Here is a 17,244-nt window from a genome sequence, read left to right as displayed (position 1 = left end):
CTGTGATTAATTATTAGTCATTAGTCATTAGTCATTTTCAGAAAGGACAATGGACAAATGACAGTGGACAAAGGACAAAGGACAAATGAGCAATGTATTTAGGGAATTCCTGCAAAAAGTAGGTAGCGGAAATCACACATCTGAAAATTTAACTCGCGCCCAAGCAGCCACCGCTACAAAAATGATGCTGCTAGGTGAAGCGACACCAGCCCAAATCGGAGCATTTTTGATTGCTCATCGAATCAAGCGTCCCACGGGGGAAGAGTTAGCGGGAATGTTGGATGCCTATGATGAACTGGGGCCAAAACTACAACCAATGGTTTCTGGACGACCAGCGATCGCTTTTGGTATACCTTATGATGGCAGAACACGTACAGCACCAATTAGTCCTGTAACAGCTTTACTACTCGCCGCAGTTGGACAACCAGTGGTAATGCACGGTGGCGATCGCCTCCCAACGAAATACGGTTTACCCCTAATAGAGATTTGGCAGGGTTTAGGAGTCAATTGGACTACGCTACCACTAGCAAAAACCCAGCAGGTGTTTGAGCAAACGGGAATCGGCTTTATTTATCTACCTCAGCATTTCCCCTTAACTAAAAGCATTTGGGAGTATCGCGACCAACTCGGCAAGCGTCCGCCTTTGGCAACAATGGAGCTAATATGGTGTCCTTATGCTGGGAATGCTCACGTAATTGCTGGGTTTGTGCATCCGCCGACAGAAGGGATGTTTCAGATAGCTCTGGGGCTGCGGGGAGTAACAAAATTTACATTAGTGAAAGGATTGGAAGGTAGTTGCGACTTACCGCGCGATCGCACTGCGATCATCAGCTTATCTTCATCCGTAGCATCCCAAGAGGTAGAACGATTGCATCTCGTACCGCGTGATTACGGCTTTACTACCAAGAACGTACCCCTTGGAACTACTGAAGAACTAATGGCGGATATTCAGGCGGTTTTAGCAGGTAAACCAGGCGAATTGATGCAAACAGCCTTGTGGAATGGCGGATTTTACTTATGGCGGAGTGGTATTTGTCCAGATATGTCAAAGGGTTTAGCTAAGGCAGAAGAATTATTAACCAATGGTGTGGTAGCAGCTAAACTTCAAGAACTCAACCAGGTAGTAAATTCACTGTCAGCAGCATTTGTGCCAGTGTAAACAGTTCAGTTAGAAACATTGATCTGATCACTTTAGGGTGTCAACATACTTCTAATTAATTAAGACTTACGCAAAAACCCTCTCAAACTCTCATTCCTTCGTAACGCGCCAGTTGCTCCAAGTCGGGGAACCGCAAGGACGCACTGGCTTCTCTGCGCCCTCTGTGGTTCGTTTTCCGTTACCCGTGCGTAAGTCCTATTAATTACAAATTACAAATTAGTAATTATTTGGTCAGCGACTCCTCTAAAATAGATTTTTGTTGCAACCAATCCTGACCCACTTGGATACTGATATCCGAGCCGAGGTTGCCAGTACTTTCCACACGCACTTCGCCAAATCCTAAAGTGTTGCGAACTGATTCGGCAGTGTCACCATCTCCTTGCTGGGCGACAATGTGAGTTACGTCTAGAGGTTCACCCCATGCCTTGGCTACATAGATGTTGCGATATCCAGATTTTTCCAAGGCTCTAATTAATGGTTGGAGATTAGAGCGATCGCCACCTGTACTATCTTGAATTGCTACACGTAAAGAGCGCGGATCAGTTGCAGTCGCCTGCTGTTCCTGTTCTGATTCCAACCCAAAGTGTTGAGCCATCAGTTTGGCAATACCATTTTTGTTGGGCAACCAATAGCTAGCATCAAACTCATTCTTCTCGCTAAAGCGACCTGGCAGCATTAACATTTGCATATTAGAGCGATTTGTCTGCACCCCAAAACCCATAAGCGCCAACAACTCTTCAACCGTCAAGTTGGTATCAATGTGGTCTTTCACTACATCAAGAACTTTAGGTAATTGAGCCACAGTAGCTGGGTTGAGTGTTTGATCCATCAAAGCACGCATAACCATTTGCTGCCGCTGAATCCGGCCAATATCTCCAAGTTCGTCATGGCGGAAACGCAGCAATTGCAATGCCTTATCGCCGTTGAGATGCTGCTTACCCGCCTTCAAATTGATGTACAAATGCTGGGAATCATCTTGGTACTTCATATCTTTGGGGACGTAGACTGTTACGCCTCCTAAAGCATCGATTAGCTTGGCAACTCCCAGAACGTTAATTCGGATATAGCGATCAATTCCCGCCCCACCTAAGAGATTACTGACGGTTCTAGCAGTCAAAGCTGGCCCACCGTCAACATTGGCAGCATTAATTTTTTTCACTCCATACCCCTCTATTTCTGTGCGGGTATCTCTGGGAATGGAGAGCATGATTATTTTTTTCGTCTCTGGATCAAATTTGAGCAAGAGCATCACATCGGAAAGACCATCAAAGGAGTTTACCTGGGGCTGGTATTTGAGGTTTTTGGTTTCTGGGGGAGGGTTTTGGATATCCGGGGGAAGTACGCTCATCCCCAAAACTAAGAGATTCACTGGGCGAGTTAATTGTGAAAATCGTAGCCCACTTCCAGAGATGCGATCGCCATCAAAAGCCGCCTCATCCTTTGGACTTAGCTGGGCTTGTTGCAAAGGCGTACTGGTTAAAGACACCGCCAAAAGCGCCCCTGCTGTTGCTGACACCATAGCAATACCACTCATCCCTACCCAAAACCACAGCCAACGTCCTGATTTCGAGTTCTGAGAAATTTTTTTACTGGACTTAGAGGCTTTTCCCGACTGGTTTTCTTCTGCCGAACTTCTTTGAATGGTCACAGACTTCCTCACACTTACTCACTAATCAAATTCGGTAAATTTGCAGACTAAAAACATGCAGACAAATCAACCCATAATAGCTAACTCTTAATTATCAGTGCTAACTTTTTTAATGTAGTGTCAACCACAACACTTATAGCAACATTTTTCCTTCTTTTGGGCCAATCTAGAGATGTTTTACTGAAGTATGGCAATAATAAACTGGATTTGACTAGATATATAGATAAATCAACCAGATTTTTTTAGGAAATAAGTAAAAATACTGGAAAAGGAGCATCCGCAAAAATTAAGATAAATACTTACCCAGCACTCGTTCTGCTAAAGTATTAAACCCTGGTAAACGCCCAGATTTGCCCTGCATCAGGCGCAAAATCAACCAGACACTTACTAAAAAGTAACCTGATGTGAGAAAGCTATTGAGGATAAATAGACGTAGCGTTAAAAAATCTGAAGTTGCTGCACCGGTAGATAATAATAGATATCCCAACAGCCAAGTAAGCGCCAAAGTAATAGACAAACGACTAATCGCAAGTTGTTCCCGACTACCCTGGCCCCGATAGAGAGTCCACAAGGATGGAAAAAAGCCGATGATCGGAATCAAATATAAAAGCAACTGTGTTTTGGGCATGGAGCATCGGGCATCGGGTATGGTTTTGTCCCCTTGTCCCCCTTGTCTCCACTCCCTATTCTCTTTCGGTTCAAAATTTTCCATGTAGGTTAGTCTAACTCCTAAATTAGAAGGATGAATAAGTCTCATATAGTCAGAGATAATAAGCTGTAAAGAAAGATTTAACTTAGTTCTATCCCGCAATCAGCTCAAAATGCAGACACGCAAGCTACTCGACTGGTGGCAAACATTCACACCAATAGCGCGAATCGTAACGATCGCGTTATTCCTACCGCTGCTAGTTCTAAATGGTTGGGCACTTTCGGTATTTTTTAATTATTTCCATTCTCTCATAGTCATTTTAGTTGGAGCCTCAGTGCTAGCATTTCTGCTCAACTACCCCGTGAGCTGGATGGAGCATCAAGGTGCTAGGCGAGAGCAAGTCGCTATCCTAGTATTTCTCTTGGCTTTATCAATTTTATTGGCGTTGGGTGTTACACTTATTCCGCTGGCCCTTACCCAAGCTCAACAACTGGTGGCTCGTTTACCAGAGTTGATCGACTCTGGACGCTCCCAGTTAATGATATTAAACGAAAAAGCCGAGACTTTCGGCTTACCGATTAATCTCGATGCTCTGGTAGTGCAAATCAATGATCGCGTCAAGGGACAATTACAAGCGATCGCTGGACAAGTTTTAAATCTGGCGGTAGTTACAGTCACGAGTCTCCTAGATATTCTCTTGACGATGGTTTTGACTTTCTACCTTTTACAGCATGGGGGTGAACTCTGGCAAAGTTTAGTGGAATGGCTACCTAATAAATTTCGCGATCCTTTCTCCAAAACAGTCCGCCTCAGCTTCCAAAACTTCTTCATCACCCAGCTGATTTTGTCTACTTGCATGGCATCAGCCCTCATTCCTACCTTTTTGTGGCTGAAAGTGCCATTTGGGCTGCTATTTGGTCTAACTATTGGCCTGATGGCTCTCGTCCCCTTTGGCGGTTCTGTAGGCATCGCCTTAACTACACTATTGGTAGCGCTACAAGATTTCTCAATGGGTGTGAGAGTGTTGATAGCAGCAGTAATTGTACAGCAAATTCTCGAAAACTTAATTGCCCCCCGAATTTTAGGCAGTTTTACTGGTTTAAATCCAGTTTGGATTTTGATTTCAGTCTTAACAGGGGCAAGAATTGGCGGACTGTTGGGTGTAATTGTGGCAGTACCTACAGCTGTTGTGATTAAGACTGCTTTAAGTGCCCTGCGTCCTGGAGGGTTAATCAGTCAGACGGAAGACATCGCCACTGGGGAAATAACTGCAACCGTTGCAGCAAACGAGTCCCTGAAAGCTGATGCCAACAACACTCTGAGTATTTCTGAAGCGACATTACCCTAAAATTCAAAATTCAAAATACTCTCCAATCAGCTGCCCTTCAGCTGTCTACAAAATTCAAAATTCCTTCATTTTGAATTTTTTACTGCGGATCGAGGATTGAACCCATAAACAAAACCCTTCCCGTCTGATTATCTCTAATGGCACAGAAGAATGGATGGTCAACAATCATTCGGAATGGTTCTGGTTCCTGTCTCAAAGCTGTTGCTACTATTCCCACTGAAGTAGCCGCAGCCGCTTCGGTGCCTTCCTCGTTCACTTCCACAAAAGTTTTATGCTTAACTTCGCTAATGGCAAAATTTTTACCCATGCCAGAAAAATTGGCTTTGCTGCTGAAAGCCTCTTCCATGCCTAAAGTTTTTAAGGCATCATTGAGTGTAACGTCATAATCTGTTTTGAAGCGGGGTAGGCGAATAAACCCTTTTTGCTTGTCGAACTGAGTCATCCATTTATCCCAGTTCTCAACATTCAAGTTTTGATAGAAGGCTTTGAGATTAGAGTTCTGTTTCGGCAAGAATATATAAAAGCTGAATTTGCCATCTTTGCCGTAAGGTAAACTAACTGCCTGAAATTGTGTGCTTTCATAATATCTATAGTCACCACTTTGTGACATCATCGGATGTTGTTTTTGTTTGCCAGATGTGATGTAAAAAGGGTATTGAGCAGTTTGACTTTTATCAAATTCCTTACTCCATTTTCCTTTAAAATATATGGCATTAATCAGAAACAACACCTGACTTGGTTCAATTTTTCCAATTATCTGATCGATTTTGCCATTAGTATTCTCTTTTACCCAGTTATTGATAATACTAGGCGCTGCGGGATCTTTAAAATTTAAATTGCTGACCTTAGCTTGATAGAAATCCTGCGTTCTCTGGAGGAAGTCTGGCCGAAAGCTAACATTTTTATTTGCCCAAAGTGAGTTAGCAATCTTCAGTTGTACGTTTGGATCTGAATTGTCTAAAAGCTGCTTTAATGCTTCCTTGTAAGAAGAGTTGATTTCTTCCAGATTTACCCCCTGTAATTCCAGGGTTTTTGCGATCGCTAGTTGAGTCGTGCCGCTCGCGCCATTATAGGTCATAGCTAGAGCGATCGCGACACTCGTAGGTGAGATAAAAACGTTCTTCTTACCATTATCACTTTTCAGAAGTTGTGAAAATAGTTTGAAGCCAAACTTATTGCTAGACTCAAGGATTTTTGTATCAGTCTTGAGTGTTTTTTTTTGCGATGGAGTTTCTGGCTGAGGTAAACTAGATTGGGCAAGGGCACTTTTATTACTATCGATTTGAGAATACCCTAATACACTAAATAGAACAACACTTGCAGCTGCTAGAGCATAACGTCTGCCCAGACTGACACCATAACGTCTTTGCATGAAATTTTCTCTCATACTACTATATTTTTGCCGAATCATCATACTACCTCAGTTGCGAAAGATTCCCGATCTGTGGTCAGAGTTGACGCAGACACTGTGTCAATGATTAACTATTGCATTTGCTCCAATAGAAAAATGGGACTGTTACAGTTTTTGTAACAGCAAGTTAGTAGTTCAGAAGAATTAAACACAACGTATTAAAGCTGCTAATTCATAATTGAGGCGGCTATGCAGACGATTTATAAAAAATCTCGATTTTTATATTTATCAATAAAAGTATTGTAGATTACCTAATCACAAAATAACCACCTTTTTTTGTTTTTAAAGATAAAATCACCTTTCTCAGTTCACGAAATACCAATTTTTTTAGGGACGCACAAGTATGCGCCCCAATAGGAGAGTGTTGTTCAAATAGATGAAAAAGACTGTAAGTTGACACAAATAAAAGTTGTGCGCCCCTATTTCAATTAACAGGTACACTCCACCAAGCTAAACTATAGGGCTGAGTCGCTTCATTGAGCTTTTGCCGAAACTGGACACGGATTTTGTAATTGCCAGTAGCAGCAACCGGGCAGAAAATATGTTCTACACTATCGATTTGGCTGATTGAGGAGCAAACAGCACCAGCATCTGAATTTTGAGCATCAGCTTTTACTAAATATAGGTCGAGATTATTCAAACCGCGATCGCGAAAATTTTCGCCCACGTCATATTCCTGGTTTTTATTTTTATCGTTGAGTTCCACCAATCGATCCCAACTTAGGGTAATAGCAACAAAACTTCCCTGCTTTAACGGTTTTGCTAAAATATAGTCAACAGATGCTCCCACATCGACTGTGCGATAATCCCAACCAATAGCTGGCACCGCAGCTAATGGCGGCCATTCACCAGCACTAAATTGCTGATAAGCGCGAAACGCGTTCAAATGACCCGCTCCCATTTGAGCATCCAAGGGAATCTTAGGATCTTTATAAGCATCTGAATCTAGCCAGTTTTGATTTTGTTTATCAATCAGCGTCCGGCTCATTCCCAACCGCAAGCCATCACCGCTATCTTGGATTTTGTCTGCTGAATTCAGCAATACAGCTTTCATCACTTGATGATGCCGAGAATCAATGCTCCAGTGGGGTTGTTTTGCTCGGAGTTGTCGGTCAGCAAATTCCTGTAACAGAGCAACAGTAGCCGTAACTTGAGGCGCTGCAAAACTTGTCCCCGTGACCTTATTCAATTTGCCATCTGGATTAAGCAAGGGAATGTTATTACCAGGAGCAACTAAACTGATAGCGCGACGCCCATTAAGATCAAATTCTCTTCCAGCTAACTTTCCACTCACTCCTTGGTTAGCACCCGATAGATTAGCCACGTCTACTTTGTTAAAAACTCCCCCTCTGCGGGATGAAAAAGCCACGTTCACCCCGTTAAAATTATCTGTAGGAATGGGAATACCGCCCTTACCCTGATTACCTGCGATCGCATACAAAACATCATGAACGCGACTAGACCAGTCAACACATAAAGTTAGTAAGGCATTGCCGTCTAAAGTCGCCTCTGGTCTAGGATCGCGGCTCAGAGGTTCACCAAAGCTAAAGTTAATCGCACGGACATCGCCACTATTTTGTAGCGCTATGTGCTGGGCCGATAAGCACTCTTCTGGCTGACCCATGTTTTTAGTGGAACCCACCGCAGATGAATACAGTCGCGCTCCCGGAGCAACTCCCGGCAAAGCTTTGTCATGACTCACCATCACACCAGCGACATTGTAAGCGTGAGGATCAACACCAGTATTTGATTTAGCTGGCCCATCGCGTAAAAATACTGCCGCTAAAGATATGGCGCGATTTTTAGACACCGCCTTATCCCAACCAAACATTCCGGGTCGGCCAATTTCCACTTGACCAATAGCAATCTTACGACCGATTAAATTATAAGGAGATTGGTGTAGCTTCAGAGCATCAATACCGTTAGTTCCCAGAGAAGATTCTAAAACTGAAGCAATTACCGGCGCACTCAGACAAGAAGCACTTAATCCCCAAATTATCCAGGTTAGTTTTTTAGTCATTTATCAGTTGTTAGAAGTTATAAGTTAAGAGCGCAGCCGGAAGCTTCCGAAGTTCCGGTTAGGAGATAGGAGTTGAATTAGGAGTTTTATTCTCCCCTATTCCCCATCTCCCCAAAAAAGCCGGGATCAAAGTTATGAGTCTTGCTCAATGTTTTGTTACAATGCGTACAGACGAGGACGCTTAAAACCCACTAGCCATGACCCAAAACCGATCTCAAAAGCCCATTGTAATTGCTCCATCTATCCTATCAGCCGATTTTAGTCGTCTGGGTGACGAAATTCGCGCCATAGACGCGGCTGGAGCAGATTGGATTCATGTTGATGTAATGGACGGTCGTTTTGTACCCAATATTACGATAGGTCCTCTGATTGTGGAGGCGATTCGTCCGATTACAACCAAGCCACTAGATGTCCACTTGATGATTGTGGAGCCAGAAAAGTATGTAGAGGATTTTGCTAAGGCTGGTGCCGATCATATCACCGTACACTGCGAGCATAATGCTTCCCCACACTTGCACCGCACGTTAGGACAAATTAAAGAACTTGGTAAGAAAGCTGGAGTTGTACTTAATCCTGGTAGCCCTCTAGAGCTAATTGAATACGTTCTAGATTTGTGCGATTTAGTACTGATTATGAGCGTCAACCCTGGTTTTGGTGGTCAAAGCTTTATCCCTGGTGTATTACCCAAAATCCGCAAGCTGCGTCAAATGTGTGATGAACGTGGTCTTGACCCTTGGATTGAAGTGGATGGGGGACTCAAGGCAAATAATACCTGGCAAGTTTTGGAAGCGGGAGCTAATGCAGTTGTCGCTGGTTCAGCTGTATTTAACGCTAAGGATTATGCTGAGGCTATTACATCAATTCGCAGCAGCAAGCGTCCTACCCCAGAATTAGCTAAGGTTTAATTCATTTTTGGATTAACTATTCTCTACAAAAAGTAAGGTGGGTAAATTGCCCACCTTATTTTTATTTACACATAAAAAAACTGGAAGCTATTCAAGTTTTGAACTTCCAGTAGTTGCTATATAAATTGAAAGTTTAGAAAGCAGAGATAATCCAGGTTGGGAGGACTAGGATTACAATAGTCGAAAGAGAAGCGTATGAGCTACTAGTTCTACCAGCCAGGACAACGATTTCACCGAAACTTTTTTATTTCCGTTTCTGGTATTGGTGTTAAGCGTTTGCTTTATTAACTAAAGCAACACCAACCACAGTATAGAAAGCTTTATAAGCATTACTTGCACCTTCTGCAGTCGGTGAAAGCTGTGTGAAGTTTGGATTGGGAGAAGCTACCGCTCCAAATTCTTTTGCTCAGACTTCCTCGAAAATAAAACCACCAGTAGTAACGGTTGCATCATTGGTCTTGGTGTAGGAGTTATTTACTCCATCAAATGCTGACTACTTTTATAATCAGTTTGATTTCTTTCATAGTCAGAACTAATCATTGATTTTATTTTTTAAAATTAACTTGCTTGCCAATCACCTCTATTTCTGTTGAAGTTGTAGTTTTTATTAGTTTACCAATCTCATTAATATATATTTGCCATTTTGGCAGATTTTTTAAAAAAATATTAAATTAATCATTGCTAGAGAAAACCTGCCATGCTAAAAATTTTAAATTAGCATAGCAGGCTCTCAATCAACTTTAGGGTAGAATCTATTGATTCCAAATAGTTTTTAATTAGATCCACAATGTTTCAAGAAAATGTCTTGAGTGCTTTCTGGTTTTAATTGCGATTTCATTGATTAATGATCGTTAATTTACTGTGCCAATCTATGATCTAAACTACCACCACGAATTTCTGTTTTTTGCTTTCCAACTACTTCCAGATAAGCTCGGTCTTTAATTTTGCTTAAGCAGCTTGATGAGCTATTACTATCAGATATTGAATCATTAGCATGTTTCAACATTTTGAGATTTTCACTTTGCTGTTGATTTGTCCTACTGGCTTTAGAGTTTTCTTTTAGCAATCGATTATAGGTGCGATATGGAATGTAATGGAGAGGGTTATAGCCAGTAAATCGCAGCATTAAAACACATGCCCAGGAATATTTTCCAGCAAGAATTGCTTCAACTACTTTGTCAAATTGTTGAGCTTTCACCGTCTTATCTATGTTACTACTAATGCCCGCCATGTCTTGATTCATCATAGTTTTTAGGGATCTGGGATGAAGTAAAGAGGAAACTATAGCTTTTGCTTGTTAGTGAGTGAAAGGTAAAAATTTACCTTTGGTCTTGTCAGATGACTGGTAGGACAAAATTCTCGTATGGCTCTTGGTAAATATAAATTTGTCCTCTTAAACTTTTTAAACTCCTAATTCAATAAATTTTATCTGTTTACCTGCTTGTATTTCTTACTACTGTTCAATTAAGCATTTTCCGGGAATTTTACATATTCTTTTGGGCTAGTAGAGAAAATTTATTTACCTTTAAGCGTTAACAACACTATTTGTATATATACTATTTTCTGTTATTAATGTCATTTTCTAGATTAGCAGATTTATAAGTTAAATTTACTGAATGTATTTCGATATATACTTGTGGATTGTGCAACTTTTAATTTTGTCCTTCTTTGCTAATTAATGAGGGGTCTGACCCCCCACACAACATCAATTTAAACCCTTTATTATTGTTGAGTCACTAGAAAATATTACCATTAACCAGAAAGTAAAACAACTTATAAAAATAGTAATATATAGAGACTGAAAAAATTTGAGCAGCTATGTAGATTGAAAATATTTAAATATTTTCAATTAGATTACAATTTAATTTATTACCTTTGATTCTATTGATTTATAAAGATGATAGCTTTAGCTTATCTAAATGAAATCGCTATAAACTGCTCATGAATATTTCATGAGCATGATTGAGAAATCACAAATAGCCTACTTTTGAAAAATAATTAGTGTTTAAGAGGATGTTTGAAAAGTCCATAATGATGTGTAAAATATTTTTTTACCCCTCCCTAACCCTCCCCTTATAAAGGGGAGGGAACCGGATTTTTCTTGTTTCCCCCCTCTATAAGGGGGGACTAAGGGGGGTAACAACGCAATTAAAATCACAGTTAACCACTTTTCAAACAACCTTTAATAGTAATATATATGGTTTTTATTATTATTAATTAAGTTAAAAAACATCAGTTATGGAATGGTTTCAAAAATTTAGCCGGCTAAACCTGTATAAATTTAAATAATTTTCTAATATAGTGAAAGTTAATTAACAGAGAATAATGCTAAGTTGATTCAGTAAGATTTTGTCTGTGTATTAACATCTAACAGATTTATATAAATGAGATTACAAATGTAGTTGTAGTTGGGCTAAGTGGTAATAAAAACCACCAATTGCCATGAGTCATGGATGAGTGCTTTGCTCATAGCAATCTAAGAGGATGTTTGAAAAGTCATGATTGATGTATCAAATATTTTTTACCCCACCCTAACCCTCCCCGAAGATTGGGGAGCCACTGCGTTGGGCGGGCAATGCCCGACTTGAAGCATGTGGCGTGAGGGAACTAGATTTCCGGTCTCCCCCCTTGACAAGGGGGGATTAAGGGGGGTGACTTTAATCACAGCTAACCACTTTTCAAACAACCTCTAAGAAGAGTTTCTCACCTTTGGGGGTATAAAAGTAGGACATATCTTGTCCAGCTAGTTTCATCTGGACGCGAAAGCCAGTCCTTGCTGATGGCTGGATCACTAATCAATATGCGATCGCCTTTAAGCCAGACAACTATATAATCAATTCCTTGCAAATGAGCTACCCACGGGTTATAATATGAGTCCAGCTTACTAAGATTCGCCCTCACTAGTAGCACTTCATATCTTAAAGCTTGGGCTGCTTCTGCTAAAGCCTGGAGAAATGCACCTCTACGACCTACCTGTGCTAGGTTACGCAAATTGTAGTGGTTTAAGCGTATATGGCAGTATTGGCTAGTCATTGCCCAGTACGCAGCGCGACAATCTGATGAACTTTGCTGTTGTATAAAAGGATAGGCACGCCATAGCCTAGTTTTTGATTGTGAATGTAGTCTGGGAAATATTAGCAAGATTTATGAATAAAGCTAGTAATATTTGCATTTTTTGAAACAGTAGTCTTGAATTCTCAATCCTTCAACTATTACGATTACTGAAATTTTCCTTCGCTTCCGGAAACACTCGGAAAATAAAATCACAAATCTAGACTCTGCTTTCTCAGATGAAGACAGGCTAAATTTGCCAACCCACACACCATCCGTGGAATATGACCGTTAGTAGGGGTAGCTGTACACCCCTACGTGTGTTGCATCAAAACGAGAAGCGTTTTGATAAGCTAATCAATTAATAACTAAATAAATTCCCCAAATCGCCATTGCCCGTAAGTAAGTGCTAGCGCGGAAAGTACCAGCTGCGGTGATAGCTTCAGGCGTGCGAAATTGCAGACCATTGTCATAAATTTGCTGCACCACAGCTTGCGTTAACCGAAACGCTTCATCTTGCATTCCCATTTGCACAAGAAAAGCCGCAAGCCCAAAGTTTATCCCCGTCCAGACTTCCAGGGGATGAGTAGCTTTGGGGTTTTCTGGTGAACCGTCAGGACGAACACCATTTGCAGCACCAAATTCACCATTGCAGAATTTCAAAAAGCACGCATCATAAACAGTTTTTAAGGCAGAGAGGGCGCGATCGCTCGGTACAATATCAGGTAAATCCAGCAGACGGGCGTAGAATTGTCCGCATAATTGATCTGCCATTACTACATCGGAACCACTTTCACTATCGAGTTTGTAATATTGCCCATTCCAAAGTTTTTCATCGTAAATGGGGCGAGATTGTTTTAACCAAGCTTCATAGATGGATTTTTGAACCGCCAAGACGCCAAGGTCGCCAAGGTTGTGAGTTAATAGAACATCACTAATTGCGATCGCAGCCTCTAGCGCCGCTAACCATAACCCTCCGCAATAGGCGCTGACACCCTGCAACCGCCAATCATCAAAGGTTTGATCAGGCGCACCAGAATTTTCAGGAATTCCATCGCCATCAAGGTCAAAAGTTTTCAAGTAATCGAGGGTTTGAACGATCGCAGGCCAGCAATCTGCTAAGAATTCTACATCGTCAGCACCCGTGAGCAGAAAATCACGGTATACTTGCAAGACAAAATCACTACTTAAATCTTTCCATAAATTGCAGTCTTGATAGCTGGTGTAGTTGGTTTTCTCCCAAACGTGTTCATTGGGTGCGCCTAAATCGTGGGGTGTTGCACCTGCGACTTTGCGAACGGCGATCGGACTTTCAGCTTTGATTGTCATGTAATAGCCAATTATTCGGGGTGTGTCATCACCTTCAGGAATCGCCCGTGCAAATGCCCGAATCACCGACTTTTCTAGTTCTGGAAACAGCATCAGCAGGGCAAAAGAACCATACAGCCGCACATCTAGACTTTCATACCAACGGTAATCTAAGCACTCTAGCACTGCAAACTGACCGATAGGGTCAAGTTCTGATGCTGCACTCCAGAGAGTACCGCCGCTAGTGAGGTCATAAAGCTCATTAAATAGAGCCATCTTAAACCAGTTGGGTAAATCTTCCCGGTCGAGAATGGGTTTTTGCCAAATTTGAATTTGCGATCGCCAGCTTTGGTATTCTTGTAACGCAGTGGATGCGATCGCCCAAGCATTATTTCCACTTTTATCAAAAAAGTCTGTGTATCTGCGATAATAGTTGACTCCAGCGGCAAATTCTGTAATGGGCAAATCCCAAGCGAGGACAAAGGGGATTTCGAGAGTTTCGCCTGGTTGGAGAGTGAAACGGAGTGCGATGCCTGCGGCCGGCGTAGCCATCGCAGCCCCTAATTCACCTTCTGCTACTGGATTTGTATCTATATTATTGGGCAAAGAACCATCTTTCGCAAAGCTTTGCCACACCTGATCACCCGTACCTTCAGGATTCCAATGGGTATGGTGAAATACTTCCACCTGGGGATGCTTCAGCGTTGCAATACACCAAGTTCCATCTCCTTCCTTCAAAGGTTGATCACTACCAACCCGACCTAAAAGACAGCCAAACTGTTGTGTATTCTCAACTATTTGGTTATAGTTTCCTTGACTTTCGCCCCAGCGTGGTTGGTATTCGTAAACCGGACTCCCATCATCGCGTACCCGCACTTCGGGAGATTTGAGAGCATTTGTAAACCAGCCCACCATATTTTGCCAAGTGAACATGATGCTAAGAGTGATTGGTGCATCTGTTGGGTTGTGGGCATTCCAGAGGAATATTGCCACAGGGTAGCTAGTTTCTTGGTAATTTCCTGCCCATATCGGGGAAAACTGCTCACATGTCAACTGTGCTTGAAAGATATTTTCATACATAAACCAGCTACGTGGGTAGAGCGCGTGATAATTGCCCGTCCCTTTTGTAGCGGTAACTGTCGGATACCATTGCCAAGCCTTGAGAGTGCCATCTTCGGGCGCTTGCGTAGATAAAGCGTAGGCTTGGGAAGATGTGCCATTGGATTCAAATACACTGAATTGACAAGCAGGAACATTTTTGAAGGTATGCTCACCACCGTCGATGTGCCACAGGTTAAAATCTCCCCGTGAAGAACGACCGATGCAACCTGCACCAAAGCCACCTAAAGGCATACCATGCCAAGGGCCATCATCGACATTACTTGCGTAGCGGACGGTATAAGGTTTGTCCCAGCCTAAACCGATGGGACGGCTCCAAGTGCAAGAGGGAATTTCTGGAGAGAGTTGATTTGTCATCGCCTAATGTTACAGCGTGCAGTTACGTCAATGAAGACTAGCGCGATGTGCGATTTTTCTCAAGGGGCACGGCATTGCCATACCCCTACGTCGTGTTGTTGAACCTTATAACTTGGTAGTTTTGTTGTATATGTGGGCACTCTAAAATTAGGCAACCTACGGGAGATTAATTTTTATGTCCACAGCCCCAATTAGTGCAGCACTAGCGCAATCAGAGAGAGATGCTGTGTTACAAGCGATCGCCACAATTAAAGAAAAGTTACCATTTTTGATTGATTTGAGTAGCGAGGAGCGGAAAGCTTTACCCAAAATGGGAGATAAAAGCCGCGCCTTTGTAAGCAAAGCATTGGAGGTGGCGACACAGAATCCAGAGTTTTTACCGCGATCGTTTGACCTTAATGAGATGCGGAAAGACGTTCAATTATTTGAAGCTTTATATCCAGTATTGCTGTCTTTGTCACAATTACAAGAGTTGCTGGATGATACTTCGCTAGCGGTGGGTAGTGAAGCTTATGCAGCCGCCTTGCAGGTGTATAACTATGCCAAAGCTAGTGGACAAGGCGCTGGTTTAGATGGAGTAGTTGAGGAAATGGGGCAAAGGTTCGCCCGTAAATCACGAAAATCCAAGCCTCAAGCAGCAGCGTTGTAGAAAATAGCTTGGTGATTGCACTTCAAAGGTGCAATGTTGAGGCTCAGAACTCGGATGTTGGAGTAAATTGCTCGACGTTCCGAGTTCTGAACTCGAAGCTTCACCCTCAGAACATGAAGTTTCGAGATGAAAACACGAAACTTGAAGCTCTGAACACCAACGTCCGAGATCCAAAGGTAAATGATGGTGAAAAAAAGGCGAATCTTTTCCTTAAAATCCCCTCTTTATAAACCTAAAAAATAAAGCCACCACAAATATTTTGCGTAGGGGCACGGCATTGCCGTGCCCTGATAGAAATGTTCACCACAGCCAAGAATTTGTTTGTAATTTTCCCTAGAGGAATTAGCAACATTTTAATGTAAAAGATATTGTGTAAAACAATATTGTTTCACATCAGGATGCCTAATGGGTAGGAGGGCACAGCAATGCCGTGCCCCTACGTTGTGTATATGGGTAAAGGTAAAAATTATTGATTCAAATAGACATACATTGCTAGTAACTGGATATATAAATAAATGCCTTACAATCCACAAATACATCATCGCCGTTCTATTCGCTTAAAAGGTTATGATTACACCCAACTTGGTGCATACTTCATCACCATTTGTACCAAAGCGCGGCAATGTTTATTTGGTAATGTGGTCAATGGCGAAATGCAATTAAATTCTTTAGGTCATATTGCCTTCAACTGCTGGCAAGCAATACCCGATCATTTTCCACACATTGAATTAGATACCTTTGTGGTCATGCCTAACCATCTACATGGCATCTTAATCATCACCGACAAACCTGTAGGGGCACAACATTGTTGTGCCCTCAATCAACATCTCACCCACAACATAGAAAAATTCGGTAAACCTATAAGGGGTTCCATTTCTACAGTTATTAGTAGCTATAAAGGCGTTGTCAGCAAAGGCATTAATATAATTTGGCAGACCAAAGGACAATCAATCTGGCAACGCAATTTTTACGAACACATTGGTAGAGAAGAAAAGTCTCTAGATAACATCCGAGAATATATTTTAAATAATCCCCAGCGTTGGGCAGATGATCCAGAAAAGCCACAACATAATTCTGATATTAAATATTTCCTGTTTGATATCCCTTTTTAATTAAAAATCCTGTGTGATTTCATCAATATCAATTCGCGTGAAGATGCCACACATAGTAGGGGCACGGCAATGCCGTGCCCTGATAATAAATATGTGTAATGCGTCGAGTTACGGCTTTTTATTTGCCAAATTATACTTAACCTCGATTTCAAAATTACTTTCCGCCGACCCTTCAGTTAAAAACGGAATGCCAGTTTTCCCACCCAGCTTGATGCCAAACTTAACTGTTACCTCCTCAGCGTCAGGTAAATTCTTGAATGCACCAACAGCTAACTTGGCATAATTACGAATTCTGCCCTGAAATTCTTGAATGTTTAGCGTGGGTAAACCATCACGGTATCCCGGTTCCTCTTCCTCTGGAATCTCAGGAGCGGTATTTGATTCTACATAGATTTCGTACTCTTGATCGTCTTCTTTGATAATTAAACGTTGCACTTCTGACATAATAGCCTCAGTTACTCTTGAAGTTATTCTTAGTAAGATTAGGCCAAAACGGATGCCAGGTTAG

General features: G+C 41.8%; 13 protein-coding genes. 5 read left to right on the top strand and 8 right to left on the bottom strand.

All coding sequences use genetic code 11. The features are described 5' to 3' along the window. Positions 1–85 precede the first annotated feature (85 nt). Entirely contained in the window at positions 86–1,159 is a 1,074-nt protein-coding gene (locus V7K35_RS08265; protein ID WP_335077910.1) for an anthranilate phosphoribosyltransferase family protein, read from the top strand. A 223-nt stretch (positions 1,160–1,382) separates the two neighbouring features. Here V7K35_RS08265 and V7K35_RS08260 read toward each other — a convergent pair whose 3' ends face one another. Together V7K35_RS08260 and V7K35_RS08255 are read right to left on the bottom strand one after the other, a co-directional pair. After that, entirely contained in the window at positions 1,383–2,807 is a 1,425-nt protein-coding gene (locus V7K35_RS08260; RefSeq protein WP_335077908.1) for an LCP family protein, read from the bottom strand. Between the two features lie 286 nt (positions 2,808–3,093). Continuing rightward, positions 3,094–3,519, bottom strand: coding sequence for a hypothetical protein (locus V7K35_RS08255; RefSeq protein WP_442939704.1), 426 nt, complete (start codon positions 3,517–3,519; stop codon positions 3,094–3,096). A gap of 109 nt (positions 3,520–3,628) precedes the next feature. Here V7K35_RS08255 and V7K35_RS08250 point away from each other — a divergent pair, with 109 nt between their 5' ends. Further along, positions 3,629–4,804 carry an AI-2E family transporter gene (locus V7K35_RS08250; protein ID WP_335077906.1) on the top strand — a complete coding sequence of 392 codons (1,176 nt, stop codon included), beginning with the start codon at positions 3,629–3,631 and terminating at the stop codon, positions 4,802–4,804. Between the two features lie 79 nt (positions 4,805–4,883). Here the strand turns inward: V7K35_RS08250 and V7K35_RS08245 are convergent, their stop codons facing one another. Beyond that, a complete protein-coding gene (locus V7K35_RS08245) occupies positions 4,884–6,215 on the bottom strand; it encodes a serpin family protein (RefSeq protein ID WP_335077981.1) in 1,332 nt (443 codons plus the stop codon). A 424-nt stretch (positions 6,216–6,639) separates the two neighbouring features. Further along, positions 6,640–8,235, bottom strand: a complete 1,596-nt coding sequence (locus tag V7K35_RS08240; RefSeq protein WP_335077905.1) for a S8 family serine peptidase — start codon at positions 8,233–8,235, stop codon at positions 6,640–6,642. 197 nt (positions 8,236–8,432) lie between these two features. On the opposite strand from V7K35_RS08240, the gene rpe reads away from it, so the two are divergent. Further along, positions 8,433–9,140 (top strand): ribulose-phosphate 3-epimerase, encoded by a 708-nt coding sequence (gene rpe, locus V7K35_RS08235; RefSeq protein WP_334794719.1) that lies wholly within the window; start codon positions 8,433–8,435, stop codon positions 9,138–9,140. 856 nt (positions 9,141–9,996) lie between these two features. Here the strand turns inward: rpe and V7K35_RS08230 are convergent. The 3 genes from V7K35_RS08230 to V7K35_RS08220 form a co-directional block, all read right to left on the bottom strand. Beyond that, complete coding sequence (locus tag V7K35_RS08230) at positions 9,997–10,386, bottom strand: HetP family heterocyst commitment protein (RefSeq protein WP_442939703.1); 390 nt, start codon at positions 10,384–10,386, stop codon at positions 9,997–9,999. A gap of 1,457 nt (positions 10,387–11,843) precedes the next feature. Further along, positions 11,844–12,281 (bottom strand): cysteine peptidase family C39 domain-containing protein, encoded by a 438-nt coding sequence (locus V7K35_RS08225; RefSeq protein ID WP_335077903.1) that lies wholly within the window; start codon positions 12,279–12,281, stop codon positions 11,844–11,846. A 267-nt stretch (positions 12,282–12,548) separates the two neighbouring features. Next, positions 12,549–14,975 carry a GH116 family glycosyl hydrolase gene (locus tag V7K35_RS08220; protein ID WP_335077901.1) on the bottom strand — a complete coding sequence of 809 codons (2,427 nt, stop codon included), beginning with the start codon at positions 14,973–14,975 and terminating at the stop codon, positions 12,549–12,551. 175 nt (positions 14,976–15,150) lie between these two features. On the opposite strand from V7K35_RS08220, the gene V7K35_RS08215 reads away from it, so the two are divergent. Together V7K35_RS08215 and V7K35_RS08210 are read left to right on the top strand one after the other, a co-directional pair. Beyond that, complete coding sequence (locus tag V7K35_RS08215) at positions 15,151–15,624, top strand: hypothetical protein (RefSeq protein ID WP_335077899.1); 474 nt, start codon at positions 15,151–15,153, stop codon at positions 15,622–15,624. Positions 15,625–16,139: 515 nt separating this feature from the next. Beyond that, on the top strand, positions 16,140–16,736 hold the full coding sequence (locus V7K35_RS08210) for a transposase (RefSeq protein ID WP_335077897.1): 597 nt from the start codon (positions 16,140–16,142) through the stop codon (positions 16,734–16,736). Positions 16,737–16,844: 108 nt separating this feature from the next. On the opposite strand, the gene V7K35_RS08205 is transcribed toward V7K35_RS08210, so the two are convergent. Then, positions 16,845–17,180: a CU044_2847 family protein gene (locus V7K35_RS08205; RefSeq protein ID WP_335077895.1), complete on the bottom strand. Its 336-nt coding sequence runs from the start codon at positions 17,178–17,180 to the stop codon at positions 16,845–16,847. Positions 17,181–17,244: the final 64 nt, after the last annotated feature.

This window comes from Nostoc sp., from assembly GCF_036917275.1.
Lineage (GTDB): Bacteria > Cyanobacteriota > Cyanobacteriia > Cyanobacteriales > Nostocaceae > Nostoc.
The sequence above is the reverse complement of the archived record's forward strand: the minus strand, read 5'-3'. Positions and strand labels throughout refer to the sequence as shown.

What these genes read in the sequence shown, in the direction of transcription:
- V7K35_RS08220 (WP_335077901.1), bottom strand. Translation starts at nt 14,975, where the DNA reads ATGACAAATCAACTCTCTCCAGAAATTCCCTCTTGCACTTGGAGCCGT.
- V7K35_RS08240 (WP_335077905.1), bottom strand. Translation starts at nt 8,235, where the DNA reads ATGACTAAAAAACTAACCTGGATAATTTGGGGATTAAGTGCTTCTTGT.
- V7K35_RS08245 (WP_335077981.1), bottom strand. Translation starts at nt 6,215, where the DNA reads ATGATTCGGCAAAAATATAGTAGTATGAGAGAAAATTTCATGCAAAGA.
- V7K35_RS08230 (WP_442939703.1), bottom strand. Translation starts at nt 10,386, where the DNA reads ATGATGAATCAAGACATGGCGGGCATTAGTAGTAACATAGATAAGACG.
- V7K35_RS08250 (WP_335077906.1), top strand. Translation starts at nt 3,629, where the DNA reads ATGCAGACACGCAAGCTACTCGACTGGTGGCAAACATTCACACCAATA.
- V7K35_RS08265 (WP_335077910.1), top strand. Translation starts at nt 86, where the DNA reads ATGAGCAATGTATTTAGGGAATTCCTGCAAAAAGTAGGTAGCGGAAAT.
- rpe (WP_334794719.1), top strand. Translation starts at nt 8,433, where the DNA reads ATGACCCAAAACCGATCTCAAAAGCCCATTGTAATTGCTCCATCTATC.
- V7K35_RS08215 (WP_335077899.1), top strand. Translation starts at nt 15,151, where the DNA reads ATGTCCACAGCCCCAATTAGTGCAGCACTAGCGCAATCAGAGAGAGAT.
- V7K35_RS08210 (WP_335077897.1), top strand. Translation starts at nt 16,140, where the DNA reads ATGCCTTACAATCCACAAATACATCATCGCCGTTCTATTCGCTTAAAA.
- V7K35_RS08205 (WP_335077895.1), bottom strand. Translation starts at nt 17,180, where the DNA reads ATGTCAGAAGTGCAACGTTTAATTATCAAAGAAGACGATCAAGAGTAC.
- V7K35_RS08255 (WP_442939704.1), bottom strand. Translation starts at nt 3,519, where the DNA reads ATGGAAAATTTTGAACCGAAAGAGAATAGGGAGTGGAGACAAGGGGGA.